The following is a 25,100-nucleotide window of genomic DNA, read 5'->3' as shown; positions in this document are numbered from 1 at the left end:
ACGGGTGCTTTCGGGCCGGGGGTGCGGGTGGGGCTTGGCCGAGTCTTCGCGAATAGCCCAGTCTGCGGTGAGCGGCCCAGTCTGCGGTGAGCGGCCCATATTTGAAGGTGGGCTACTCACCTCAGACTGGGCTGAAACGGTTCGCACCCCGGCACCAATTCACGGAACCAGCGGCTGCCCGCACCGACGACGCAGTTCAGGTGCTTGAAAGAAGAGCCTCTGCCCGAAGGTCTTCGGGTCCAGAACCTCATTGAACTTGAAGCGCAACACCTTATAGCCCATCGCCAACAGCCGATTATGCTGTCGGCTCTCCTTGTTCATGACGTCGAAGCCGCCGTCAACATACTTCTGCGTCCCATCCACATAGAGAGCGACCTGGTCCTCGCGAAGGAGGAAATCCAGTCTTGTCAGAAGTCGACCGTCATCGGCAATATTCACCTGCTGCACGAAGTCATGCAGCCCCAGAAGATGCAGGTTGAATGCAGCTCTGCTCTCCGCATAGCTTTCGGACAACGGCGAAGCGAGCGCGACCAGTCTCGCAGCCACTTTGCGGCCCCGCCTCAGGCGGGCGATGGGCGCTCCGAACAGATCTGCGACTGCACCCGGCACCTCGTCCAGCAGGTGCGACGAATACCCGAGCTTGAAGATCAGATCTTCGTCATTGCCGAGAAGATGCCGTCTGATCACCTGTTCCATCGCGGCAAACGCCGCGGCACTGCCGAGCTCGGCCCGCAGATCCAAGGCAGTTCGAGCCGGAGATGTGACTCGGAGCCCCTCCACCTGGCAGACGTCTTCAGCTGAGATTATTCTGCGTCGCCTGATCAGCTCGGGTGATTTGGTGCTTGACGCGGGGTGGAACACCGACACCGGTTCATCCGGCTCGTCGAACATACCGATCCTGTGCAGCCGTGCCGCTGAGACCCCGAACACGGTGTCTTCTGCGCGGTAGTGAGGATAATGAAGGACCTGCAGACGCTTCAGATTCGCCTCGTATCTGCGCCGTTGGGAACGCTCCTTGTCGCGCTGTTCCTCGTGATACGTCATCCAAGCCGAGTCCGTGGCGAAGCGAGAGAAGTATCGGTGGGCACGGACTTCACACCGGCTGACTACCGAATAGACTCCGCGCGAGACCTTCAGCAGACAGCATCCCAATGCGCTGCGGATGTCTGCCGTGGAGGCTCCAGCATTGCGAAGATCCTTGAAATGCACGACGTTGTTCTTCATGCCGGCACACTGCCGAACCACGTTCTGATACAGCAATACTCAATTCAGTTGCTGTGGAATCAGCTCCGGCGTCCACACAGCGACAGCGCTTCAGCACGGAGTCCGTCAACAAGCGTCAGCGCTCGAGTCGAGCCGTCGTCCGCCTCCGGGAGCGCGCGCCACTCGTCCCCGGGAGCACATGAGGACAGCGTCAACCAACCATTCAACCTCGCTCATAGCCCAGTTTGAGATGAATAGCCCACCTTAAAATGTGTGCTACTCACCCAAAACTGGGCTGCCAGTTGTCCACACCCTGCTGCGCACGAGTCGCGTCACTCGCGGTGAAGCCAGGCTTCGTAGACGTCGCGCTTCGACAGGCCGAACTTCTTCGCCACCTGCCCGGCCGCATCCTTCGCACGTATCCCGGACTCGACGAGTGCGCTGACCTCGCCGAGGTGGTCCTCCGGAGCCGTCTCGACTTCGGTGGCACCGGCGAGCACGAGGGTCAGTTCCCCTCGCAGTCCCGCTGCGGCGCGTTCACGCAGCGAACCGACGGTCCCCCGCAGCGTCTCCTCGTAGGTCTTCGTCAGTTCACGGCTGATGCTCATGGGTCGATCTTCGCCGATGACCTCGGCGAAGTCATCCATCGTGTCGGCGATCCGGTGGGGGCTTTCGAAGAAGACCATCGTCCGCTTCTCCGCCTTGAGCTCCTCGAGCAGGCTCTTGCGCTGACCGGATCTGCGCGGCAAGAAGCCCTCGAAGCTGAACCGGTCGCTCGGCAGCCCGGAGACCGCCAGGGCCATCAGTACCGCGGACGGGCCCGGCGTCGACGTGATCGGCAGTCCCGCCTCGGCGCAGGCTCTGACCACGCGATATCCGGGGTCGGACACGGCCGGCATCCCCGCGTCGGAGAGCAGCACCACGGTCTGCCCCGCATTGATGAGCTCGACCAGCTCGGGGGCGCGATGGCCCTCGTTGTGGTCGAATACGCTGATGATCCGGTTCGTGTGGCTCAGCTGCAGACGCTGCGCCAGAGAGAGGAACCGGCGGGTGTCCTCGGCGGCGATGACGTCGGCGGTTTCGATGGCCTGCCGCATCCGCGGACTCGCATCGCCGAGGTTGCCGATCGGAGTCCCGACGAGGATGAGTCGCCCGCCGGTGAGGTCCGGACCCGACCTCGCTGGGACGCAACGGTCGTCGTCATCGGGGTCGGGCACCTCGGCGAGGGTGTCGTTGGGGTCGGGTGCCTCGGCGGGGGCGCCGTCGGGGTCGGGTGCCTCGGCGGGGGTGTTGTCGGGGTCGAGCTGAGGCTCAGACGTGCTGGGGTCTTCGGTCAAGATGCGGCTGCTCCGGTGGCGAAGAGCAGAGCGAACGTACCGAAGTAGAAGAGGAGGATCACGCCCCAGAAGAGGAGCCACAGTCCCGTGCCGATATAGCCGACCCACAGGGCGGCAACTGCCATGCCGTCGCCGCGCTCACCGCGTTCCTTGATCTGCTTGCGTGCGATATGGCCCATGATGACGCCGGCGATGCCGCCGATGAGGACTCCGGAGACGACGCCGAAGATCGAGGCGCACATGCCGATGATGGCCAGCACATTGTTCGGCGGCAGCGGTTGGTAGACGTACCCCGGCCCGACGGCATACTGAGCGTTTGCCGCATATCCGGGGTTCTGGCTGTATGACTGGGCACCAAGGCCGCCCGAGTTCGACAAGGGCTGCTGGTAATACATGTCCGGATTGTTCCAGTTGTTCTGGCTGCTCATGATGAGGTCTCCTTGCGTCTGCCTTCAACGGTACAGAGTCGTCGTTTCGGGCAAAAGGCGGCGCGGTTACAGGTCTGTCACAGTTGTGGACTCGAGAGTCGTGGCGTGCCGTAAACCGTCGTCACCTGGGCCCGCGGTGCAGAAGTGTGCATCCGGACCCGCGGTGCAGGAGCCGCTGGCGAACGGATCGTTCCGGTGTAAGTGCCCCGTTACATTCATTGTCAAGCAGCAACCGGGGTCCTCGCCTCGTAGAAGACCCCATGCTTGACCATCGCGAAGAGCACGTTGAGCCGGCGACGAGCCAGACACATCACCGCAGCATTATGGCGTTTCCCCTCGGCCCGTTTCCGGTCGTAATACGCCTTCGACAATGGATCATGACATGACGCCACCCACGCAGAGTGGAACAACGCGTTCTTCAACCTCTTGTTGCCCGCCCGCGATGGGAACTCGCCGCGAATCGACGTTCCCGACCGGCGCGTAACCGGAGCAATACCCGCATACGCTGCCAAATGGCCAGGAGTCCTAAAAGCGCTGAAGTCACCGGCTGCCAGGAGGATCTGGGACGCGGTCTTAACGCCGACTCCCGGCATGGACGTTAAGACCTGAAGAAGAGGGAGCGAATCCGCTAACTCTTCAGCTTCGGCCTCGATCTCTTTGCGTTCGGCCTTCAGTGCTTTGATCCGAGCCGCATGCCGCGGCACCACCGACTCCGACGCCTCACTCCCGGGCACGGTCACCGTCTGCTCAGCCAGAGCATCGAAGATCACATCAATCAGCGCCGACGGATCCTTGCGGGTATGGTTACGCGCCCACCGCTTCACCCCCGACTTCCCCGCCGCCCGCAACCCAGCTGGACCACGGTACCGAATCAACAGATCCAGCACGATGTTCCTGGTCAACACGGTGCCCTTGAACACGCGCTCCAGCGCCGGATGGATCTGCAGCAGCAAGGACCTCAGTCGGTTGATCGCTCTGGTGATGTCATGGGCCAGGTCCTCGTCGGTGCCAGCCAACACCTTGAGATTGGCCAGCACATCCGATTCCCGATCAACTGATCGTAGTGTGTGCGGCATGGTTCTGGCGGTGTCAGCAATGATAAACGCATCCCTGGCATCCGTCTTCGCCTGCCCCGGATACAGATCGGCAGCCTTCCTCATCGCCAACCCCGGCAGGTAGGCGATATCGGCTCCACAATCCCTGGCGACCGCGACGGGAAGCGCACCAATCGTGTTCGGCTGATCAACGATCACGAGCACACGACCGTGCCCGTCCTGCAGAGTCGTGATCACGTCGCGAAGTTTGCCTTCGTCTTGCGGGAGCTCGTGGTCGAAAACCCGCTCACCTGCCGGCCCCAGTCCGCAACCGTGATGGTTAGTTTTTCCGACGTCGAGACCTAACCAGACGTCATATTCGGTGTTCATGACAGTCCTCCTCGACCATCAGTTCCATGGTCGTTGGTTGTCATGACACCCGATGCTGGCACCCACGTTACGACGAGACCTCAGTACAACTGGGCCGAGCCCCTATCAGCAGTCAACGCGCGTCCTGGATTCCTGGCGGCAACACCCCGTTACCTTTTAAGTAGCCCCACAATCCGTCAGGATAGAAGGGGTCGCTGGCCTAAGATTCCCGGCATGATTCATGCCCCCAGCCATTCATGGTCCGGGGGGTGTTGTCACCGGGAGTCGAAGGCACCAGGGAAATCGCTGATAGGGGCCAGAACCACTGGCAGAACACATGCCTTGAGCCCGACCGTAACGTGGATGCCGAACCCCGGAGCCACCACAGCACCACCGGCCAGCCGAACCACTCATAACCGCAGTCACACCAGTCGAAGAAGATGAGTGACATGATCACCAACCACGACGACATCGACGTATTCATCGGCATTGACGTCGGCAAACACGACCACCACGCCGTCGCCCTGGCCCGGGACGGTACTCAACTGCTGTCGAAGGCACTGCCGCAGAATGAAGCAAAGCTTCGAGCACTCATCGACAAGCTCCGTGTGCATGGAACACTCCTCGTCATCGTCGATCAGCCCGCCACGATCGGAGCACTGCCCGTCGCTGTCGCCCAAGCTGCTGGCGTCACGGTCGCTTATCTACCAGGTCTGGCGATGCGCCGCATCGCAGACTTGCATCCTGGTGAGGCGAAGACTGATGCCAGGGATGCCGCGATCATCGCCGAAGCTGCTCGGACCATGCCGCATACTCTGCGCGGTATCAGGGTCAGCGATGAAAACGTCGCAGAGCTTTCCATGTTGTGCGGTTACGACGACGATCTCGCGAAACAGGCCACGGCAACATCGAACAGGATCCGTGGCCTGCTGACACAGATTCATCCCGGACTCGAATCCGTGATCGGTGCTCACTTGGACCATCCTGCGATGACGGCGCTGTTGGTGAAGTATCCGACTCCAAAGGCTCTACGTCGGGCCGGTAAACGCCGGGTCGAGACACTGCTGGCCAAACACGCACCCAGAGCGTGGAAACGCTGGGCGACAGCGGTCTTCACGGCCCTGGACGAGCAGACTGTCGTCGTCGCGGGCACCGATGCAGCGGGGCTTGTGCTGCCCCAACTGGCCACTTCGTTGACCCAGACACGAACGTCGCGGGCCGAGGTCTTCGACCGGATCGATCAGCTGGTGGAATCACACCCTCTTTTCGAGCTCCTGACGTCGATGCCGGCAGTCGGCGTCAGGACAGCGGCAAGAATCCTGACCGAGGTCGTGGGCAAGGACTTCGCCACCGCCGGGCACTTGGCCTCTTACGCCGGTTTGGCACCGGTGACGTGGAGATCGGGGACATCGATCCGTGGCGATCATTCGTCCCGCCGGGGCAACAAAGTGCTCAAACGGGCGCTATTCCTATCGGCATTCGCAGCGTTGAAGGACCCGTTGTCGAGGGCGTATTACGACCGGAAACGTGCCCAGGGCAAGAAGCATAACCAAGCACTCATCGCGCTGGCTCGTCGACGCTGCAACGTGTTGTTCGCGATGCTGCGGGACGGTGCCTATTTCCACGTATCGCTGGGGGCCGCCGCCGCGTAGACAGGTTCAGAAGCTCCCGAGCCCAGTCCGAGACTCCGGTCCCGGACCAATCAGTCCTGCCAAGCATCAGCAGGCGAAACTATTCGAAGAAATCCACGTCACCCCTTGACGAAAACCATAGGGGCACCCCCCGGATCATCAATGACAGGGCAAATCAGCCATACCAGGACCAGCGACCAGACCCCGTTCGGGGCCTATGAATAAATATAGGGGCACCCCCCGACGGGCAATCCGCGAGCGGGTATCCACGTCAGCTGTCCTCCGATGGCTGTGGCGGGTGTTCGAGACACCGCGTTGTCCGGTTCTCGATGACTGATGTCAACGCTATCGGGGTGCGGGTGCCCTCGACGGCGAATCGTGTTCCAGTCCTGCACTGCGGTTCGCGTAGCCGCAATTACGTCCGCCGGAATAGGGCTGATGTTCCGACTTTCCTGGCTAACTGATCAGCTGCCTCAAATGGAACTCAACATAGCGAAGAAGCCAACTCCAAAGATTCCTATAGTGATGATGGGCACCAAAATCACGAGTCCGATGCTTGTATAGCCGATGATTAAACCAGTGATGCCTTGCCCTCGACCCTCTTGACCAGTGCGTTTGATCTGGTGCAATCCGATGTGACCAAAGATGATGGCAAGAACGGGGCCGACCCCCAGGAGCATCGTGATTACACCGAACAAGATTGAAATAGGCGGAATCATCACGGCAATCAGAGCTAGAAAACCAAAGATCAGTCCGCCCCCAACGCCAATGATGCCCATCCACATCGACCACACAGCCATTCCATTCGACACGGATCGAACCATCATCGGCTGGGCGCCGTAGGTCATCGGCTGGCTGTAGGAACCCTGTTGGCCGTAGCCGTATGAGCCGGGCTGACTGTACGAACCGTAGGAACCCTGTTGGCCGTATGCATCGGGCTGGTTGTATCCGGCCGCCTGCCCGTACGCGCCGTTGGAGCCGAACTGGCTGGAACCGCCCTGGCTGTAACCACCCTCTCCGTAGCTTCCGCCCTGGCTGTAACCACCTTGGCCGTACTGCTGACCCTGCGAGTACTGCCCCTCGCCGGAACCGTACTGTTCGGCCCCGGGACCTGAGCCGTACTGCTGGCCCTGCCCCGAGCCGTACTGCCCAGCACCCGAGCCATACTGTTGTCCCTGCCCCGAACCGTACTGTGGCTGGGATCCATAGCTGTTGTTGAACTGCTGCGAGCCGACCTGAGGCGGGTCGCTCGGGCGATATTCGGGATTGTTCGACACGTTCGACACCGTTCTCCACTCAGACGCTCTTCGTTCCCTACTACCCTAGTGGTGCCGACCGCAGAAAGCCCAACAATCTCGGCACAAGGTTCTCCGGCAACGTCACATTTCGGTTCCCAGCACGCCGGCCCTGGCCCCCGGGGTCACGCTTCCAACTCCACGCACCCTCAACCACACCCTTACCTGCGGGTCGCATGAGAGTCCGACCCGGCGTGATCTCTAAACCTTGATCCACCGATCGGCCTGGACGCAGTGTTGTGAATCCGGTTCTCGCAAAATGTCGAAAAATGGGCAGGGGACATCGCCCGGGTCTCTCACCAGTCTGATTCCACTTTTCAGTTCCTGCGGGCTTCCTCCCTGGCCCCAGTCTTCACGCCCGGTTGGGCTGATCGGTCATGTCAACGCAGTCCGGGGAGGAGGCAACGCGGCCTGCCACAATCGGGCGAATTCCTCGGCCCACGGCCAGTCTCTGGGCAGATTCAGGATCAATCTCCTCGCTCGGCGGGCAATCCGGGCAGGGACGAGGATGATGCGCGTCCTCAGTGTTTGTGCACGAGCCTTGCTCATTCGGCCACCCATGACTCTTGCAGCTGCCCGCAGTAGGTTATGAGTCATCGCCGCGATCGTCACCCATGCGGCGTTGGCATCGAAGATCCCTGAGGGCATATGGGCCAGTGCACCGTTTTTCAATTCCGCATTGATCTGCTCGATAATCGCATGCTTCCGGTGGATCTGGTCCGCCAGAACAGTGTCGAAGCGATCCTTGTCGAGGGTGGTGAAGAAGGCGTGGTATCGGTACAAGTCGAACAACGGATCCTGCCCGGCAGTGCGCTTCTTCTCATTGAGCTCGGGGACTCGTCGCACGATCAACCGGCCCGGCACCTGCAGAGCCTTCTTCTTCGACGTGAACGCGGTAAAGGCGACTTCAGCGACTTCGGCGTTTGAGATCCAGGCCCCAGCTTCTTCGTCGAAGATCGCTTCCGGGTACTGGATGCCGGTCCACGCATCATCGTCGATGGTGGTGATCGCGGCTTTGACCTTCTTGTCCATGCGCACCGTCACCGACACCTCGGCCCCGGCATCGCGGGCGGCTTTGGTCATCGTCGACGAGTAGTAGGCGGAATCAGCACGCACCAGAACCGGGACCTGACCGGAATTGATGCGCCGAGCGGTGGCCAGGGCGTCAGAGACGAACTTGTCGGCACCCCGAGCTGATGAGGTGGAGCCTTTCCGGAGACGTTGACCGACGATGACCTGCCCGGAGGCGCTTGGCGATGCAGTCGCCAAGAGCGCGTTGAGCCCCCGACTGCCTTGATACCCGAACCCGGCTCCTTGTTTCCTTGCGGAATGGACGTCGATGACGGTGTCGTCGATGTCAACGAAGATCATCGACGACTGTGGTGTTGTCGCACTGGTGGTCAGCAGGCGCGTGTGCTGGTCCAAGTTGATCAGGAGACGGGTACTGATGGCATCGAGCTGTCTGACGTGGCCGAAGGTGAACGAGCGCAGAAACGATCCCAGAGTCGATGGGGCGTAAACACGGTCGAAGAGTCTGTTCATGCCGCCGTGGCGCAGGATGTTCATGTCATCGATCGAGTCGGCACCGGCGGCCATGCCCGCGATCAGGGTAGACAGTTTCGCGCCCGGGTTCGCGCCCTTATCGGCTCCGGTCGTCATCACGGTCAGACGCTGCTCGGTGAGGTCGAGCAGGCCCGCCTGGTGGGCCAGGGCCATGATCGGGACCAGGCCGGTAGGACTGACGAGGTTCGTGTCGTCGAAGGAGTAGGCCACAGTTGCGGGTGTGTGATTGAATAGCACCTGAGAGGTGCCCCTTTCTTGAACGGGAATGTTGACGTTAGACATCATCATTTTCCCAGTTCAGGAGGGGCATTTCCATTTCACACGCGGCTTTGAGCAGCCACCCGCATCGGTGGATCAAGGCTAAACTGGAAGGCGATGACACACACCGCAGACTCCCCGGCCCCCACCAGGCGCATCGCCCGCGAGCGCAGGGCCAGGCACCGCGAAAAGGTCCGCGTCGGAGCCGCAGCGATGCGCCGGAAGACCTTCCACGCCGGCATGTGGGCGACCCGCGCCCCCGTGTGGATGTGGCCGGCGCTGCTCGTCATCACCGGCATCGGCTTGGCCCTGCGTCTGTTCCGCCTCGGCTTTCCCCACCGACTGATCTTCGACGAGACCTACTACGTCAAAGACGGCTACTCGGTCTTCAACTTCGGCTACGAACGCTCGTGGCCGGAGAACGCCGACGACTCCTTCAACGCCGGCGACCCCAGCGTCATCGAACCGAGTCCCGAATACGTCGTCCACCCGCCGTTGGGCAAATGGCTCATCGGCGCAGGCATGGACATCTTCGGTGCCGACGACTCGTTCGGCTGGCGATTCGCCGTGGCGATCATCGGCACTCTGACGATCTTCCTCATGGGCGTCATCGCCTGGAAGCTGCTGCGCTCACCGTTCTTCGCCTGCGTTGCCGCCGGCCTGCTCGCCATCGACGGCGAGCACTTCGTCCACTCCCGCACGAGCCTGCTCGACATCGTGCTCATGGCCTTCGTCCTCCTCGCCTTCTTCTTCATCCTCCTCGATCGCGAATTCGTCACGAAGCGTCTGGCCATCTGGACCCAGCTCACCTCTGAGAGCGGAAGCCTCACCCTCACGCGCGCCGAACCGCACCGGCAGTCCCCCGCCGAGGCGGCCACCCCCACTGCGGACTCCCCCGGATCCGTCGCTTCCGCAGATTCCCCCGGCTCCGTCGCCCCCGTACCGGTCTCCGGCCCCACTGCCGAGGAACGAAGGCGCCACCGGAAACGGCGGGACGAGATCAATTTCGGGCCCCGCCTCGGCGTGCGTCCCTGGATTATTGCCGCGGGGATCAGCATCGGTCTGGCGATGGGCGTGAAGTGGTCGGGCCTGTACGCGGCTGCGGTGTTCGGGATTCTCCTCGTCGCGTGGGATGTGCATTCGCGGCATCGGGCCGGGGTCGTGCACCCGTGGCTGGGCGCGCTCATTCGCGACAGCATCATGTCGTTCCTCAAGTTCGTGCCGGTCGCGTTCGTCACCTATCTGGCGTGCTGGTCGGGCTGGATCCGGTCGACCGATGCGTGGGATCGGCAGTGGGCGGCCGAGAACTTCGGCTGGTGGCAGTCGCTGCCGGACTGGCTGCAGTGGTTGCCGTCGCTGGCGCACTACCACTACACGGCGTATTCGTTCCATGTCGGTCTCGACTCCGAGCACCCGTACATGTCGAACCCGTGGGGTTGGATCGTGCAATGGCGGCCGACCTCCTTCTACTACGAATCCCCGGACCAGGGAAGCATGGGCTGCGCCGTTGAGCACTGCTCCTCGGCGATCACCTCGGTCGGCAATCCGGTCATCTGGGGGCTGGCACCCATCGCCATCCTCGTCGCCTTGGTCGCCTGGATCATCCGCCGCGACGTTCGCGCCGGCGTCATCCTGGCCGGACTCGCCGCCACCTGGCTACCGTGGTTCACCTACCAGGACCGCACCATCTTCACCTTCTACACGATCGTCATGGTGCCCTTCGTCGTCCTCGCGTTCACCTACTGCCTCACCCTCATATGGGGCAGAGTCCCCACGTCCGCAACTGCGACCGCTATTTCATCGACCGCAACCTCAGCGACATCCACCCCCGACGTCTTCCCCTCCTTCGCCCCCAAACCACGTGGTTTCCTCTTCGCCGGCCGTGGCACTCGAATCCCCTGGTCGCTGTTCGGGCGCCGCATGGCCGTCGGGCTGATCCTCGTGGCCGCGATCATGGCCTTCGCCTACTTCTGGCCGGTCTACACGGGCGAGGTCATCCCGTTCGAAGCGTGGAACAACCGCATGTGGAACGTCACCTGGCGCTAGCGCCTCAGCCCCACCACGGGTGACAAACCCCGCCACAGACCACCTCGACACACACCCGCCACGAAGCCGTCGCCTCGGCGACATTGATCGTTCACCTGGGGGCCACATGCCGTCGCTAGCGTCGAATCATTGTGAATTACCAATCGACTCTGACTCCCCCAGCGCCCACCGATCGCGTGGCCACAGCGCCCGCTGATGATGAGAGCGCAGCACGGCAGCATCGGGCCGTGGCCATCATTCCCGCTCGTGGCGGATCCAAGGGAATCCCGCTGAAGAACCTGCAGAAGGTCGCCGGCGTCTCGCTTCTTGCGCGCGCGATCAATGCGGCGAAATCAACGCCGAGCATCGACCGGGTGGTCGTCTCGACCGACCATGACGGCATCGCCGCGGAGGCGATCCGGGCCGGCGCCGAGGTGTCCCACCGTCCCGCAGACATCGCCGGTGACTCCGCGACCAGTGAGTCGGCACTCATCTACACGCTGGCCAACCTCGGCGAGGAATTCGACACCACGGTCTTCATGCAGTGCACCTCCCCGTTCATCGATTCGGCCTCGATCGACAACGCGGTCGCCGCTGTTCGTGATGGTAAGGCCGACGTCGTGTTCTCCGCCGTTGAGGATCATTCGTTCCTGTGGCGCCTCGATGATGGCGAATCGGCAGTTGCCGTCGGGCACGAAGCCAGCTTCCGCCCTCGCCGTCAGGACCGGGCCAAGCACTACAACGAGACCGGCGCGTTCTACGTCATGCGCACCGACGGCCTCCTCGAGAATGAACACCGCTTCTTCGGTCGCGTCACGATCGAAGAGGTTCCGCCCGAGCACGCCCGTGAAATCGACGACATGTCTGACCTGTCACTGGTCCGCGCGATCGCCTCGACTCAGGAGACCGCGCAGGTCATCGACGTCGATGCCCTCGTCACCGACTTCGACGGAGTCCACACCGACGACGGCGCCTACGTCGACGAGGACGGCAACGAACAGGTCCGCGTCCACCGCGGCGACGGCATGGGCGTCTCACGCCTCGTGAAGTCAGGGATGCCTGTCATGATCCTGTCGAAGGAACGCAATCCAGTTGTCACCCGCAGGGCGGAGAAACTTCACGTGGATGTAACCCAGGGCGTCGACAATAAATCGAAGGTCCTGCAGTCATGGATCGATGAGCAGTGCCTCGACGCGGGCCGAGTGGCCTACGTCGGAAACGACATCAACGACCTCGAAGCCTTCGACGTCGTCGGCTGGCCCATCGCAGTCGCGGACGCCCATCCCAAGGTGCTCGCAGCGGCTCGGGTGGTCCTCGATCGGCCCGGCGGAAAGGGAGCGGTCCGCGAAGTCTGCGACCTCATCCCCGTACCCGACCAGGCGGCGCAGGACCTGCCGACGCGAGGACTGACATCGGTGCCAGGCGCCGAGCAGTTCGGCTTCGAACCACACACCGCAGACGTACACGCCACAGACGCACACCAGACCAGCACTCACCGACCATCCAACCCGCAGCAACAGCCGTTGCTCACGAATCACGCAGAAGATCTGCGTACCAATCGAAAGCAGGTTTCATGACTGATCAACTCGCCCCAGTGGCCTTCGGCAACCACCTCGTCGGCCCGAATCAGCCCGTGTACATGATCGGCGAAATCGGCATCAACCACAACGGCGACGTCGAGATCGCGAAGCAGCTCATGGATGTCGCCGTCACCGCCGGCGCCCAGGCCGTGAAGTTCCAGAAGCGCAACCCCGATGTGGCTGTGCCCGAACACCAGAAGTCGAAGATGCGCTCCACCCCGTGGGGCGAGATGACCTACCTCGACTACAAGTGGCGCGTCGAGTTCGGCCAGGAAGAATACGCCGAGATCGACCGCTACGCCAAGGAAGTCGGTCTGCAGTGGTTCGCCTCCCCCTGGGACACTGACTCCGTGGACTTCCTCGAGAACAAGTTCGACGCCGTGACCTACAAGGTCGCATCGGCATCGCTGACGGACTTCGAACTCCTCCGGGCCATCGCCGCCACCGGCAAGCCCGTCCTGTGCTCCTCGGGCATGTCCGACTGGGCGACACTCGATGCCGCCGTCGAGGTCTTCGATCGCGACAAGCTCATCCTCATGCACGCCACCTCGACCTACCCGCTGCCTCCCGAAGAGGTCAACCTCAAGGCCATCCCCGCCATGCGTGAGCGCTACGGCGTGCCCGTGGGCTACTCCGGCCACGAGCTGGGCCTCGAGATCTCCTTCGCCGCCGCAGCACTGGGTGCAGTGACCATCGAACGCCACATCACCCTGGACTCCTCGATGTGGGGCTCCGACCAGTCCGCGTCAATGGAACCACGCGAATTCACCTCACTCGTCAAGGGTGTGCGTGTCCTCGAAACCGCCTTCGGTGACGGCGAGAAGCGCGTCATGCCAGGCGAAGAGTCGAAGATCAATTCGCTGCGCAAGGTCAGCGTCTGATCTGATCTGATCGCAGGCTGAACTGATCAGCTGATCACGGCCCCATCACCTCGCCGAGGTGGTGGGGCCGTTGTCATGTTCCCTCGCCGAGGTGGTGGGAGCGTTCCGAGATCGCTGTGCCGCTCCGAGGTTACTGTGCGGCTCCGGGTGGCTTTTTACTCTTCAGCGCTTGAACGTCCGCCTGATTCTCCGAGCTCTCCACACCAGCCCCTGCGACGTCTTGACCTTCACTTCGGTTTTGGCCGTATAGTCGTTGACTGCCCCAAGCCGGATCTCGGAATCGGCGAGTTGCTTCCGCAGTCCGGCGGCAGCGAGGGCGTGGCGGTTCCTCACCGCAGTCTGAGCGGCGAGTTCTGTGGGCTGGGCATCGAGCTTCGCAGACTGTCGCTCAAGCTGACTTTCCTTGAGCTTAAGCTTCATTCGAAGGTTCTCGCGTTCCGTTTCGAGATCTGTGCGCGACTTATCGCAGCAGTCGAGTTTCTGCTTGTGCTGGCGGCGTACTTTCGTGAACTCTCGCATCTGAGCGGTACTGAACTCCTCAGCCTCGGACACTACCCAAAGGTGGAAATACTCGGCGCGGATATGTGCGCGTAGACCTTCTTGCGCCATAGTCTCCGCTGGGGCACTGACCTCGCCGCTGTCGAGATAAGCAACAAAATCCTCCTCTCAGGTCGATCAAAACACACCTCCAAAATAGCAACGCAACATGATACTCTCTACAGTGTCCCGTGTACGTATTTACGATCGCCATTGCACAATAACCCAACGAATGATGAGAACAATGAAGCTTAGGTCGCCAGGCATAGTTGCCCTCACTGCAATATCCGCATCGCTTATCGTAAGTCCAACAGGTGTCGCGCAAGCCAACGAGCTGGTCGAAGAATATTCAGTTACAGAACAGACGCAAGGACTCGAATCAACCCTGACTATCAAATTCGCTAAGCCATTACCACGACAATCTGCAAAGTCTCAGGTGGAAAGCTTAGTGGATAGTGCCGAACCAAATGTTGCGCCGACGCACGACTCGAGCAGGACGACCACACAAGCATCAAAATCGAAAATATTCAAATTAAAATGCAGCACACCATTTGGTCAAATTGATTCAAATGGTCACATTGAAATGCAGCACAAATGCGGAAGCAACAAAACGCCATGGGGATTTTGGATCAATGAAAACCTCCAGAAACGAATTACAGGGAAAGTAAAGGAACGCGGCATGGATTCTACAGTTGCTGGTAAAAGACAAGGCCGCCAATCGGATCATAAAGTGGATAAGAACTACCATTTCCATGGCACATTCACCGCGAAAGACAATCAAACAATTAATTATAGCGATAAATTCTCCTTCCCAGTCGGCCTCGACATTGGTACCATGAAAATTGCCGGAAAAGTTAAGTTCACGAGCTAGACATGGAAATCCCGGAACCAAATCAGTGGAATATAGACCGGATAGACGAGATCGTATTTCCAGCGTTGCACCGTCTACTAGAAGATGGAGAGCTTGACAGAGTCTCAATCGAGTCCGATGGCCCCAACTTACGCATGTTATGGGCACGGCTCTGCGTTCGCGGTGAGAGGATTCGAGTACTCGTTTCGGACTCGGACGTCACTGAATCGTTAGAAGAGGCCAAACAGCGGTTCTTCGAACAACTCCAATCCGAAATAGCCGAAACTTCATTCGCGTGGGGAGAGCTTCGCGAATAGCCAATCAAAGGTCCTCGACCTCAGGTGCCTCGGCAATCAGCTCTCTTCAGCGTTTGAATGCGCGCTTGATTCGCCGAGCTCTCCACGTCAGCCCATGTACCGTCTTCTCGAATAAGACCTTCGCTTCGGCGGTGGCTGTACGGTCGTTGACCGATCTGAGTTGGGCCTCGGATTCGTGGAGCTGCTTCCGCACTCCGACAACATCCTCGGCGTGGCGGTCCCTCTCCGCAGTCTGAGCGGCGAGTTCCGTGGTTCGGGCTTCAAGCTCTGCAGACTGTCGCTCGAGCTGAGTTTCCTGGTGCTTGAGCTTCGTTCGAAGGTTCTCGCGTTCCGTTTCGAGGACCTTGCTGTGCGTGGCAGCGTCTTCGAGTTTCTTCTTGTGCTCGCGACGGACTCTTGTGAGCTCTCGCGTCTGTGCGGCACTGAATTCCTCAGCCTCAGCCACTGCCGCGAGGTGGAATTCTTCGGCTCGGATGTCGGCAGAGGTGCGCAGTCTCTCGGGACCAGCTGACTGCCCCGCATCCGTTCCCGTCGCGACGGAGCTCGTCCCAGGCCGCAGCAGATCGTGGATCACTGCATGGTTGTTTCGAGTGATGTCGTGGAAGTCCTGTCGAGTCGACATCAAGTCGTCCTGCAGGGCGTTGCCCTGAGCGTAGGCCTGCTCGATCGTATCGACGATCCGCTCGGCCAGAGCGTGAGTTCGCTGAGCCACATCCCCGGCGCCGGGACCGGAGGCGTCGGCACCTATGCAGCCTGCGCCACCGACCTCCGGAGTCGCACTCTCCGATGCCATCCCCTCAGGCCCTACCGGCACCACAAATTCGGGATGCCCGATGTCCTCGGCGAAGTAGCCGAGCTTGGCATGCAGGTCCAAGGAGATCGGGATCGAACCGATGCCGAAGGGGATCATCTGTGCGTGGCCGCGACCACCGAGCACATAAGGAATGGAGGCGAACAGGTCGAAGCCGGCGAAGAAGCCGACATCGGAGCCATGCAGGCTGACTTCCTTGACCTCGGGCACCTCGGCGACCAACTGACGCGACACCTCGGCGTCATCGGGATGAAAGGGAACACTGAGGATGGTCCACCCTCTGGCTACGAGCATGCGGGCGGCATCGATCGTGGCCCGGTGGATCACCTCGGCGTCATAGCCTGCGGCCTGCTGCCGTGGGTGGACGAGCATCTGGATCGCCAAGACCTTCTGTCTCGGATCGGGGCGACGGCCGATCAACGGCTCATAGAGCAGACCCGCGATGGTCGTCGGACACGGTTGGAAGCGGATCGCATCCGAAGGAGAGATCGGCCCCACCCGGGATTCCGACGCTTGGCCCGCGGCCAGTAACTGATTCGGCAGTTGCCGATCGTCAGTGCCGTCCTCACCGAGGAACTGAGACATCGTGCGCATGCTGCCGGTGTTGCGCAGACCGAAGAACACGGACTGGTCGAGGAGCTGGCCGACATGGGAGCACATGAGTTCGTCGAACTCGGGCTGGCCGGGGAACCGATTGTCACCGAGGGCATAGATGATGAGCGGGACCTCGACGGCGGCGAGCGCCTCGGCGGAGATCTTCCACTGCCACCCCGAGAGACGATTCGGGTTCGTGTCCTGTAAAAACAATCCGCCACCGCCGATGACGACAGCATCGGCCCCTGAATTGATGCGCTGCACGAGGGCCATGTCTACTTCGCGTCGCAGGGCCGCCGCCGATGTGAAGTCCACTTCAGCACCTGACCTGCCCAAGCCGCTGCCCGACTGACCCGAGGTGGCCGAACCACCGGACCCCAGCACTCGGAAGGTGTCCCTGACCACGGGGAACAGGGCCTTGTCGCCGTAGTTTCCCCAGGTCGGGATGTCGAAGTGGAAGAGCTTCAGATCCGGCATTGCACAAGGCTATGGGCGGTGAGCGAACAGTGGGTGAACTTCACCTGTCCAGGGCGTCAACCTCGGCGCAACCTACCGTTCGCTTAGGAATTTTAGGATCAACCGAATGCAGAAGGCCCAGCCCGTAAGAGCAGAAGCCACAACCTGTAAGACAAGACCGCCCCGAAGACCGCCCCTGCGAAAGGACCCAATGACCACCCCAGTCGTCAGCGTCATCATCGCCGCGAAGAACGCCGAGGAAACGATCGGCGGGAGCCTGCAGAGCCTGGTCAGCCAGCGCTTCGGACGTGACGAATTGGAAGTCATCGTCGTCAACGACGGGTCCACCGATGACACCGCGGAAGTCATTGCCGAATTCGGCGACCGGCTCAACCTCGTGACCATCCACAACGTGGAGTCACGCGGCGTCTCCACAGCACGCAACACCGCACTGGAGGCCGCTACGGGTAGAACGATCACCTACCTCGACGGTGATGACTGGTACGCACCGGGCCATCTGCGGTCCCTGACGGACTCGATCACCGGCCTGGGCGTGGACTTCGTCAAGACCAACTACCTCATCGTCAACGGATTCAACCGCAAACTGCGCAACGCTCCCTGCTTCACCCACAACAGAGCACTCAACCCGCGGGACTTCATCCTCCCCCACGACGCTTCGGCGATGGTCGACTTCCCCGAGTGCTGGACCGGCATCTACTCCCGGTCCATGGCCCAGCGCGGCCTGCTCGAGTTCAACCCGGAACTGCGCACCTGCGAGGACCGCCCCTGGACGTGGCGCCACCACCTCGAGACCGGCAGCTTCGCCGTCGTCGACACCGCAGGCCTGTGCTATCGCAAGGGCAGCGCCACCTCGTTGACGGCGATCTTCGACGAACGCCAATTGGACTTCATCCCCGCCTTCCGCTCCGTGTTCGCAATGCTCGAGGAGAAGCCGGAGCTCCGTCGCTTCGAACGCAAGGCCGTGCGCAATTTCCTCTCCATCCTCTACTTCCAGATCCACAACCGCGGCTCCTCAATGAACCACGAGGTCAGGTCGAAGCTCAACCTCGGCGCGGTGAACACCTTGCAGGGCATCGACAACGACATCATCGACCAGGCTCTGCACAACTTCGGCGAGCACCGACTGCCCGTGATCGAGTCGATCGTCAGGAGGGCCCGCTGATGACCCAGATCATCCAGATCTCCACCCAGTACCAGCTCGCGAACATCGTGGCCCTGATCCGCGCCGGGCGCCTCGGTGAGGCCAAGGAGCGGCGGATCCTCGTCATCGCCAACAACTCCTTCGCCCCCGAGCTGACGCCGGCCGCCGATGACATGCCCGGCTCGGCCGGTCTGCTGACCCACTTCGATCTCATCATCGACTGGAACGCCACCATCTGGCCCAACCATCCGAAGGCTTTCGGCATCTCCGGCGAACGTGCCCCGCTCATGCAGCGCTCGCTGCGCTCGGGATGGGCGATCGCCGATGATGAGCCCATCGATCTCATCGTCGAGTCCCTGCCCGGTCATCCGGCCGGTGTGCTCACCCAGATCTTCACCACGGCGAGGATCTCAGTGCACTCCGATGGGCTGATGAGCTACGGTCCCATCCGCAATCCGTTGTCCCTGCCGCAGTACCAGCGGCTCTCGACGATCTACTACACGGATCTCTTGCCAGGCATCACCCCACGTCAGCTGGCAGAGCACTCCCCCGATCGAGTGGTCCTGCCTGCCGCGGATCTGAAGTCGGTCATCGATGACATGGCCGCCGAGGTGGCTCCGGAGTTGGCGGCGGCGGATCTCGCCGATCCGATCCCCGACGCCGGAATGGTCCTGGGCCAGTACCTGGCTCAGATCGATCTCATCACCCCTGAGGAAGAGCTGGAGCTGCACCTGCAGATGATCGATGAGGTCAAAGCACGCGGGCTGTCCACTGTGATCTTCAAACCGCACCCCACCTCGGCGCGGACGACTATCGAACCGTTGCGCAAGCGCAGCCATGAGCTGAGATTGGAATTCGTCCTCGCCGACGTGCCGCTGCTGGCCGAGATCGTCATCGCCACCACCCGGCCACAGCTCGTCGTGTCCTGCTATTCGACGGGGCTCGCGACCGCACGGGCACTGTTCGGGACCGCCACGGCCGCCAGCGGCACCTCGATGATGCTGGAGGTCGTGGCCCCGTACCAGAACAGCAACCGTATCCCGCTGACCATCGTCGATGCCCTGCATACGGGCGGATATGTTCTGCCCGGTGACCTCGCCGAGGTGGCTGATCCACCCGCGAACGCGTCGTCCGGCACGCTGTCCGCCGGCACGCGCCCTGCCGGCACGAAGGACCTCGGGCCTCTCATCGATGCGGTCACCTATTGCATGCAGTCCGAGACGGCCTCCTACCTGCGCGGAAACGCGATCGACTTCCTCGAATCGGCCGTCGGCGGGGAGGACATGAAGTACTTCAAACGCAAGCGACTCTCGAAGCTGGATCTGCCCGGACAGTTGGAGATCTCCCCGCCTCGCAAGGGGCTCAGCTCGGCCAAGCGACGTCTGCGCACGCAGGCAAAGCGGGCTCAGCACACTCTGAAGAGCTACGGAATCTCCATCGACGGCCCGAAGCTCGTCCCGAAGGTGAAGTCGACACTGAGTTCGAAGCTGGGTGCAAAGCTGAAGTCGGAGCCGAACCGATGATGGCTGAGAAGGAACCTGCGGCGAAGGAACCCGCTGAGAACGACTCCGTTGAGATGGACTCGACGATAGAACAATCAGACAAGAAGAAGTCAGACCCGAAGAAAGACGAGGTCACCATGACTGTCACGAAGGATGCAGAAACTCCTGAACTGCGCAATGCCCTACAGAAGACACCGAAGGTTCGGCTGGCCTCGATCGCCTTCGTCGAGTCTCCTCTGCAGTTCCTGTCCGCGCTCGAGGCCCACGACCCGGCCGAGCACCTGCGGATTCGGGCCCGTGCCAATGCTAAGGGCATGACCTCGTTCCTCGACGCCTTCGACTCCGCTTGGCTGCCGAAGAACGTCTCCCTCGAACGAGTCGGGGCCAAACCGGGAGTCCTGCGTAAGCACAACTTCGATCGCATCTACATCGGTGATGCCTGTTCCGGACAGGTCCACAAAGCGATCGCGATGGCCTACCTGGAACGTCGCATGCCCGAGGTCGTCATCCTCGATGACGGTCTGGCCACCTATTCGACCATCGACATCCTCACTGCCAAGCGCGGGCCTCTGGTACGGCCGCGGCAGAAGCTCAAGGCCTCGCGAGCAATCATGGCCGCACACGTCGCGGACCGTCTGCGCGGCCTGGCTCCGGCCGGAAAGCTGCGCTGGCACACCGCACTGCCGGTGTCGAAGACCATGCGCAAGGCCTTCCTCAAATCAGGGGCGGAGATCACCCGCCACAAGTTCGAACACCTGCAGACTCTGCCCACCGGCGGCAGCCACCCCAGAGACAACCCGGTCATCGGCTCGGCACTCGTCGCCGACGGACTCATCCACGCAGACTCCTACCGCGCCTGGCTCGAATCGCTCATGGCCGAGGGTCCCATCACCTACTACCCCCACCGCCGCGAGACCGAGGAATTCCTCGCCGAGCTCGGCCGTGACGAGCGTGTGCGCATCAAGCACGTCGGTCTCCCGATCGAGCTGCGCCTGGTCAATCTGCCCCCGAACTCCACCATCCGCAGCCTGCCCAGCACCGCAGCGATCTCCCTGGCAACCCTGAACCCGGACGTGACGATCTCCGTCACCGAGATTCCATCGGAATGGTGGACCGGTGCCTCTGCCGATAGTCTGCGTAAGTCCCTCAACGCCCAATCGGTCAAGGCAGATGTCGACTCCTGAACCATCCCCACCGCAGGCGATCCGCATCGTCTCGGTCTCCGACTCCGAGTCCTACCTCAAATGGGCGACCCAGCTGCTGACTTCCTTGCCCGGCGTCGAGGCCCACGTCTACCTCATCGACAGCCCGATCCTGCCCACCCGTGAGCAGGTCACCCACGCCATCGCCGGTACCGCCTGGGCCGGACGCAACATCCCCGTCGTGACTCGCACCGACCTGGGCCGCATCATCACCGACCATCACGCCGACATCGTGCTCGGCGCAGCCACCGGACCGGTCGTCGCCCAGCTCTTCCTCACCGCCCACCTGCACGAGCACCGCCCGGCCCTGGTCTCGGGGCTGCCGGGAATGGGTCTGCCTGCTAGCAAAAAGGGCATGAATTATCGCCGGCTGATGGATGGGTTCATCGCCCATTCCTTCGCCGAGGTGGCCCAGTACACCGAGGTCAGTGCACTCACACAGGTGCCCTGCGATATCTATCTGGCCCGCCTGCCGATGCTGCGCTCGGCCGGGATCCCCCAGCTTGCCGCCTCTGCTGCCAGCTCCGACGCCGCGGACAGCACCGAGTCCAACACACGCGCCACGCTCCCCCAGACCCTCGTCTTCGCCCCACAGGCCAAGGTGCCCGAATCGCTGGGCGATCGCGAGGCGATCGTTCGTGCCCTCGCGAGTTTTGCCTCTCGTCACAGGGAATCGAGCGTGATCATCAAAATGCGCTCACGGCCCGGTGAGCATGAGACGCATCATGAGCTGCATTCGTACTACGACATTCTCGAGTCGCTGCGCGGTCAGGAGGTTCCTGGCGCCGATCTCATCGGCCTCGGCTATGGTCCACTCGATGAGTTCCTCGTCCCCGGAGCCGCGCTGGTGACCGTGTCTTCGACGGCGGCACTCGAGGCCTTCGACCGTGGCATCCCCACCCTGCTGATCTCCGATTTCGGTTTCGACCGCGACCTGCTCAACGAGGCGTTCACCGATTCCGGTGCCACCGGCACCCTCGCCGAGGTGGCCGCCGGGTCCATCGGCTTCCCCACCTCGGCGTGGTTGGCTCAGAATTACTTCCACTCCGACGACGGCAGGTTACTTCACCATCTGGAGCTGCTGGCCACACGTGCCCGAGCCGGCCAGCTGCCGAACCGGCGCGGTGCCGTGTGGAAGCAGAAGCGTCTGCTCATCCGCGCCGAACTGCGCACCATGGCACCCGCCCCAGTTGTGCGTGCCTACAGAAAACTGCGGTACGCGCACTGAATCTTCCGCTCTGGCTGGTCCCAGCCGTTCCTGGTCAATCGGGAACACTCCGGACCGGTGTATGCGCGGGACGCCTCTTGCTTTTGCAATGTTAGTGACTAACATTAAAGAATGGATCGCTGGACACGAACACATGATGCGCTGACGCAGGCGGCCTTAGAGCTGTTCGGCGAACACGGTTACGATGCAACCGGCACAGCTGAAATTGCGAAGCGGGCGAAGGTCAGCGAGATGACCCTGTTCCGCCACTTCCCTTCCAAAGAAGCACTGCTTCTGACGGACCCTTTTGACCCGTTGATCGCAGACGCGGTGCGAGCTCGCCCTGACTGCGAACCGGCGATGCACGCTCTGGCCGAGGGAATCCGAATGACCTGGGTCGAGCTCGACTCCGCAAGCCTGCGCGCACTGCATGCCCGCCTGCGGATCATTGCCGAAGCGAGCAGCCTTCGCGGGGCAGTTGAACACAACAGCATGGAGACCATCGCGGCGCTGCAGGCCGCACTGACTGATCGCGGCTATTCCGCGACCTCGTCCTACGTGGCATCGACTGCGATGATCTCCGGGCTGAGTGTCGCACTTCTGGAATGGGCGCGTTCAGAGATGACCAGTCTCGACGATGCGTTGGGCAGCGCCTTGGACACGCTGGGAGGCCGCTGAGATGCTCGAATTCGCCGATGTCGATTTTCAGTTCCGACGCGGATCAGGTGTTTCCGATCTGTCGTTTCATGTGGATCCAGGTGAAGTCGTGGCGGTGATCGGATTGAATGGGGCAGGAAAAACCACTCTCATGCGCCTCGCGCTCGGCATGCTTCGCCCCGATGCCGGATCGGTCCGTCTCTTCGGCGCGCTGATAGCAGACGCGTCCGCCGCCTCGTGGGCGCTGGTCGGTGCCTTGATCGAGGTCCCACTTGCCTACCCTGAACTCACGGTGGAAGAGAACTTGCGGATTTCCTGCCGGCTGCACGGAGGTGACCCGGCGAGGGTCGAGGCAGCTCTCGATACATGGAAGCTCACCTCGCTCGCAGGTCGTCGGTTTCGTCGCCTGTCGTTGGGCAACAGGCAGCGAACTGGCCTCGCCGCCGCACTGCAGCACCACCCTAAGATGATCGTGCTCGATGAGCCGAGCAACGCTTTAGACCCCGCGTCTGTGATCATGTTGCGCAAAGAACTGGCGCTGCGCGCGAAGCACGGTGCTGCGATTCTAGTCAGCAGTCATCATCTCGACGAGGTGGCCCGCGTCGCCGATCGAGTGCTGCTGATGAATCGAGGCCGCCTGCTTGGCCAGCTTGACACCACCGGCGCCGACCTCGAACGTGCATTCTTCGATCGCATTGCTGAAGACGACGAACGCTACGACCACATCGGCCAAGAACCCTGATGAACTCCGCGGTCCGCGTCGAGGCGCTCAAGCTGGTCCGGTCCCTGGTCGGAAGGACTGGAACCCTCGCGCTCGTCCTGGGCGTCGTCGCTCTGTTGGGCGGGATCACTGCCGGCATCGCGGGCGGCAACAGGCAACTGATTGAGCAAGCAGGGGCCGCCTCGACCCTGGATTGGGATGGCCTGCTGGCGGAAGCCGCGCAGGTCATCTCGGTTGCTTCCCTGCTGACTTTTGGGATCGTACTTGCCTGGATGTTCGGCCGCGAATTCGCCGAAGGCACCATCGTCGGCCTGTTCGCGCTCCCGGTCAGCCGCGCTCAGATCTCGCTGGCCAAATTCATGGTCTACCTGCTGTGGATGAGCCTGGCCAGCCTCGCTCTCGCGCTGAGCATCCTCGCACTGGGTGTCATCGTCGGCTACGGTGCCCCGAGCGCCGATGTCTGGGCTGGGCTCGCCCGACTCTGGGCACTGTCGGCGCTCATGGGGTGCGTCGCCGCCCCCACCGCGTGGATCGCCACTGTCACTCGCTCCTTGCTCGCTGGAGTTGCCAGCACGATCGCTCTTGTCGTGATCGCCCAGATCGGGGCGCTGGCGGGTGCAGGCGGGTGGATGCCTCTTGCCGCACCCGCGCTATGGGCGATGAGTAACGGAACTGGCATCACCCCGGTCCAACTTGTGCTGTCGATCTGCTTCGGTGCTGTCTTTGTCGCTGCGACCGCGATGAGTTGGGCCCGGCTGCAGCTGAACCGATGATTCCCGAGGCGACGACTGCTCGCGTTCGCACCCCGGCACCTGTGGAGCTCCGAAACCACGCTGCACGCGTAGGGGTATCGAAGCTCCGGAGTCGTCTCGAAGAAGGTAGCACAGCAGCAGCCTTCCACTCCGTCGCTAGGGACACAGGCGGGCAGCAGTGAGGTGGGTCAGTCGCGGTCGTCGGGGACGGTGCTGTGCTCGTCCATCTCAACGACCACCTCGGCGTCAGGCGCTGTTTCTTTGAACACCCATGTTCGGTAGGCGTAGAAGCGGAAGATCATGGCCAGGCCGATGCCGATGATGTTCGTCGAGATGTTGTAGGTCAGCTGATCGCGCATGTCGAGGAGGTACCAGGTCACGCCCAGTGGGATGACGGTGATGATCATTCCGGCCATGTTGACGGCGATGAAGAGCGAGATGCCACGCAGGTTCGAGCCGGTGGTCCGGTCCCCGTAGGTCCAGAGCCTGTTGCCCATCCACACGACGGCCATTGAGACGATGGTGGAGACGATCTTGGCCTTGATCGGGCTGCCCTCGAGGAGCGGAGAGATCGATCCCAATCCGTAAGCGAGAAGGTTGGAGAGTCCCACGTCGACGATGTATCCCAAACCACCGACAGTGAGAAACTTGAACGCTTCGGCTGCGAGGCGCCGCATACGGGCAGATAAAGACTCTTTCATTACAGTCATCGAGTCTAAACGGCCCGG

21 protein-coding genes are annotated in these 25,100 nt (G+C 61.9%); 12 read left to right on the top strand and 9 right to left on the bottom strand.

From position 1 onward, the window contains the following. Window positions 1-159: 159 nt before the first annotated feature. From INT40_RS15150 to INT40_RS15135, 4 genes are all read right to left on the bottom strand, one after another. Window positions 160-1,224, bottom strand: coding sequence for a hypothetical protein (locus tag INT40_RS15150; RefSeq protein WP_193096420.1), 1,065 nt, complete (start codon window positions 1,222-1,224; stop codon window positions 160-162). A gap of 311 nt (window positions 1,225-1,535) precedes the next feature. Next, window positions 1,536-2,420 carry a 16S rRNA (cytidine(1402)-2'-O)-methyltransferase gene (rsmI, locus tag INT40_RS15145; RefSeq protein WP_193096446.1) on the bottom strand — a complete coding sequence of 295 codons (885 nt, stop codon included), beginning with the start codon at window positions 2,418-2,420 and terminating at the stop codon, window positions 1,536-1,538. 116 nt (window positions 2,421-2,536) lie between these two features. After that, window positions 2,537-2,968 carry a DUF4190 domain-containing protein gene (locus tag INT40_RS15140; protein ID WP_193096419.1) on the bottom strand — a complete coding sequence of 144 codons (432 nt, stop codon included), beginning with the start codon at window positions 2,966-2,968 and terminating at the stop codon, window positions 2,537-2,539. A gap of 221 nt (window positions 2,969-3,189) precedes the next feature. Then, complete coding sequence (locus tag INT40_RS15135) at window positions 3,190-4,392, bottom strand: IS110 family transposase (RefSeq protein WP_193096418.1); 1,203 nt, start codon at window positions 4,390-4,392, stop codon at window positions 3,190-3,192. Window positions 4,393-4,820: 428 nt separating this feature from the next. Here INT40_RS15135 and INT40_RS15130 point away from each other — a divergent pair, with 428 nt between their 5' ends. Continuing rightward, the gene (locus tag INT40_RS15130; RefSeq protein WP_193096417.1) at window positions 4,821-6,023 is read left to right on the top strand and encodes an IS110 family transposase; all 1,203 of its coding nucleotides are present in this window, start codon (window positions 4,821-4,823) and stop codon (window positions 6,021-6,023) included. Window positions 6,024-6,475: 452 nt separating this feature from the next. Here the strand turns inward: INT40_RS15130 and INT40_RS21240 are convergent, their stop codons facing one another. Beyond that, complete coding sequence (locus tag INT40_RS21240; RefSeq protein ID WP_319022007.1) at window positions 6,476-7,279, bottom strand: DUF4190 domain-containing protein; 804 nt, start codon at window positions 7,277-7,279, stop codon at window positions 6,476-6,478. 393 nt (window positions 7,280-7,672) lie between these two features. Continuing rightward, window positions 7,673-9,097 carry an IS1380 family transposase gene (locus tag INT40_RS15120; RefSeq protein ID WP_193096415.1) on the bottom strand — a complete coding sequence of 475 codons (1,425 nt, stop codon included), beginning with the start codon at window positions 9,095-9,097 and terminating at the stop codon, window positions 7,673-7,675. Window positions 9,098-9,235: 138 nt separating this feature from the next. On the opposite strand from INT40_RS15120, the gene INT40_RS20700 reads away from it, so the two are divergent. From INT40_RS20700 to INT40_RS15100, 3 genes are all read left to right on the top strand, one after another. Continuing rightward, entirely contained in the window at window positions 9,236-11,164 is a 1,929-nt protein-coding gene (locus INT40_RS20700) for a dolichyl-phosphate-mannose--protein mannosyltransferase (protein WP_226831440.1), read from the top strand. Window positions 11,165-11,295: 131 nt separating this feature from the next. Further along, a complete protein-coding gene (locus INT40_RS15105; RefSeq protein WP_319022006.1) occupies window positions 11,296-12,720 on the top strand; it encodes an acylneuraminate cytidylyltransferase in 1,425 nt (474 codons plus the stop codon). Next, a complete protein-coding gene (locus tag INT40_RS15100) occupies window positions 12,717-13,604 on the top strand; it encodes an N-acetylneuraminate synthase family protein (RefSeq protein ID WP_193096414.1) in 888 nt (295 codons plus the stop codon). Before INT40_RS15105 ends, INT40_RS15100 begins: the two co-directional genes overlap by 4 nt. 162 nt (window positions 13,605-13,766) lie before the next feature. Here INT40_RS15100 and INT40_RS15095 read toward each other — a convergent pair whose 3' ends face one another. Further along, window positions 13,767-14,213: a hypothetical protein gene (locus INT40_RS15095; protein ID WP_193096413.1), complete on the bottom strand. Its 447-nt coding sequence runs from the start codon at window positions 14,211-14,213 to the stop codon at window positions 13,767-13,769. 160 nt (window positions 14,214-14,373) lie between these two features. Here INT40_RS15095 and INT40_RS15090 point away from each other — a divergent pair, with 160 nt between their 5' ends. Continuing rightward, window positions 14,374-15,012, top strand: a complete 639-nt coding sequence (locus INT40_RS15090; RefSeq protein WP_193096412.1) for a hypothetical protein — start codon at window positions 14,374-14,376, stop codon at window positions 15,010-15,012. 342 nt (window positions 15,013-15,354) lie between these two features. Here the strand turns inward: INT40_RS15090 and INT40_RS15085 are convergent, their stop codons facing one another. Next, window positions 15,355-17,190: a hypothetical protein gene (locus INT40_RS15085; protein WP_193096411.1), complete on the bottom strand. Its 1,836-nt coding sequence runs from the start codon at window positions 17,188-17,190 to the stop codon at window positions 15,355-15,357. 190 nt (window positions 17,191-17,380) lie between these two features. On the opposite strand from INT40_RS15085, the gene INT40_RS15080 reads away from it, so the two are divergent. The 7 genes from INT40_RS15080 (at window position 17,381) to INT40_RS15050 (ending at window position 24,393) form a co-directional block, all read left to right on the top strand. Further along, a complete protein-coding gene (locus INT40_RS15080) occupies window positions 17,381-18,352 on the top strand; it encodes a glycosyltransferase family 2 protein (RefSeq protein ID WP_193096410.1) in 972 nt (323 codons plus the stop codon). Beyond that, entirely contained in the window at window positions 18,352-19,854 is a 1,503-nt protein-coding gene (locus tag INT40_RS15075; protein ID WP_193096409.1) for a polysialyltransferase family glycosyltransferase, read from the top strand. Before INT40_RS15080 ends, INT40_RS15075 begins: the two co-directional genes overlap by 1 nt. Beyond that, the gene (locus INT40_RS15070; RefSeq protein WP_226831438.1) at window positions 19,851-21,017 is read left to right on the top strand and encodes a hypothetical protein; all 1,167 of its coding nucleotides are present in this window, start codon (window positions 19,851-19,853) and stop codon (window positions 21,015-21,017) included. The genes INT40_RS15075 and INT40_RS15070 overlap by 4 nt, the downstream gene beginning before the upstream one ends. Continuing rightward, window positions 21,004-22,263, top strand: a complete 1,260-nt coding sequence (locus tag INT40_RS15065) for a DUF6716 putative glycosyltransferase (protein ID WP_226831436.1) — start codon at window positions 21,004-21,006, stop codon at window positions 22,261-22,263. Before INT40_RS15070 ends, INT40_RS15065 begins: the two co-directional genes overlap by 14 nt. A gap of 111 nt (window positions 22,264-22,374) precedes the next feature. Continuing rightward, window positions 22,375-22,920, top strand: coding sequence for a TetR/AcrR family transcriptional regulator (locus INT40_RS15060; RefSeq protein WP_193073033.1), 546 nt, complete (start codon window positions 22,375-22,377; stop codon window positions 22,918-22,920). Continuing rightward, window positions 22,880-23,641: an ABC transporter ATP-binding protein gene (locus INT40_RS15055; RefSeq protein WP_226831434.1), complete on the top strand. Its 762-nt coding sequence runs from the start codon at window positions 22,880-22,882 to the stop codon at window positions 23,639-23,641. Before INT40_RS15060 ends, INT40_RS15055 begins: the two co-directional genes overlap by 41 nt. Next, window positions 23,641-24,393, top strand: a complete 753-nt coding sequence (locus INT40_RS15050) for an ABC transporter permease (protein WP_193073038.1) — start codon at window positions 23,641-23,643, stop codon at window positions 24,391-24,393. The genes INT40_RS15055 and INT40_RS15050 overlap by 1 nt, the downstream gene beginning before the upstream one ends. Before the next feature lie 167 nt (window positions 24,394-24,560). Here the strand turns inward: INT40_RS15050 and INT40_RS15045 are convergent, their stop codons facing one another. Next, window positions 24,561-25,073: a GtrA family protein gene (locus tag INT40_RS15045; RefSeq protein WP_226831432.1), complete on the bottom strand. Its 513-nt coding sequence runs from the start codon at window positions 25,071-25,073 to the stop codon at window positions 24,561-24,563. Between the last annotated feature and the right edge of the window lie 27 nt (window positions 25,074-25,100).

It is taken from the genome of Brevibacterium sp. FME17, from assembly GCF_014897515.1.
Classification (GTDB): domain Bacteria; phylum Actinomycetota; class Actinomycetes; order Actinomycetales; family Brevibacteriaceae; genus Brevibacterium.
The sequence above is the reverse complement of the archived record's forward strand: the minus strand, read 5'-3'. Positions and strand labels throughout refer to the sequence as shown.

Excerpts from the sequence above, each read along its gene's own strand:
- INT40_RS15150 (WP_193096420.1), bottom strand. The coding sequence starts at position 1,224 with ATGAAGAACAACGTCGTGCATTTCAAGGATCTTCGCAATGCTGGAGCC.
- INT40_RS15140 (WP_193096419.1), bottom strand. The coding sequence starts at position 2,968 with ATGAGCAGCCAGAACAACTGGAACAATCCGGACATGTATTACCAGCAG.
- INT40_RS15135 (WP_193096418.1), bottom strand. The coding sequence starts at position 4,392 with ATGAACACCGAATATGACGTCTGGTTAGGTCTCGACGTCGGAAAAACT.
- INT40_RS15130 (WP_193096417.1), top strand. The coding sequence starts at position 4,821 with ATGATCACCAACCACGACGACATCGACGTATTCATCGGCATTGACGTC.
- INT40_RS20700 (WP_226831440.1), top strand. The coding sequence starts at position 9,236 with ATGACACACACCGCAGACTCCCCGGCCCCCACCAGGCGCATCGCCCGC.
- INT40_RS15100 (WP_193096414.1), top strand. The coding sequence starts at position 12,717 with ATGACTGATCAACTCGCCCCAGTGGCCTTCGGCAACCACCTCGTCGGC.
- INT40_RS15095 (WP_193096413.1), bottom strand. The coding sequence starts at position 14,213 with ATGGCGCAAGAAGGTCTACGCGCACATATCCGCGCCGAGTATTTCCAC.
- INT40_RS15090 (WP_193096412.1), top strand. The coding sequence starts at position 14,374 with ATGATGAGAACAATGAAGCTTAGGTCGCCAGGCATAGTTGCCCTCACT.
- INT40_RS15085 (WP_193096411.1), bottom strand. The coding sequence starts at position 17,190 with ATGCCGGATCTGAAGCTCTTCCACTTCGACATCCCGACCTGGGGAAAC.
- INT40_RS15080 (WP_193096410.1), top strand. The coding sequence starts at position 17,381 with ATGACCACCCCAGTCGTCAGCGTCATCATCGCCGCGAAGAACGCCGAG.
- INT40_RS15075 (WP_193096409.1), top strand. The coding sequence starts at position 18,352 with ATGACCCAGATCATCCAGATCTCCACCCAGTACCAGCTCGCGAACATC.
- INT40_RS15070 (WP_226831438.1), top strand. The coding sequence starts at position 19,851 with ATGATGGCTGAGAAGGAACCTGCGGCGAAGGAACCCGCTGAGAACGAC.
- INT40_RS15065 (WP_226831436.1), top strand. The coding sequence starts at position 21,004 with ATGTCGACTCCTGAACCATCCCCACCGCAGGCGATCCGCATCGTCTCG.
- INT40_RS15060 (WP_193073033.1), top strand. The coding sequence starts at position 22,375 with ATGGATCGCTGGACACGAACACATGATGCGCTGACGCAGGCGGCCTTA.
- INT40_RS15055 (WP_226831434.1), top strand. The coding sequence starts at position 22,880 with ATGCGTTGGGCAGCGCCTTGGACACGCTGGGAGGCCGCTGAGATGCTC.
- INT40_RS15050 (WP_193073038.1), top strand. The coding sequence starts at position 23,641 with ATGAACTCCGCGGTCCGCGTCGAGGCGCTCAAGCTGGTCCGGTCCCTG.
- INT40_RS15045 (WP_226831432.1), bottom strand. The coding sequence starts at position 25,073 with ATGAAAGAGTCTTTATCTGCCCGTATGCGGCGCCTCGCAGCCGAAGCG.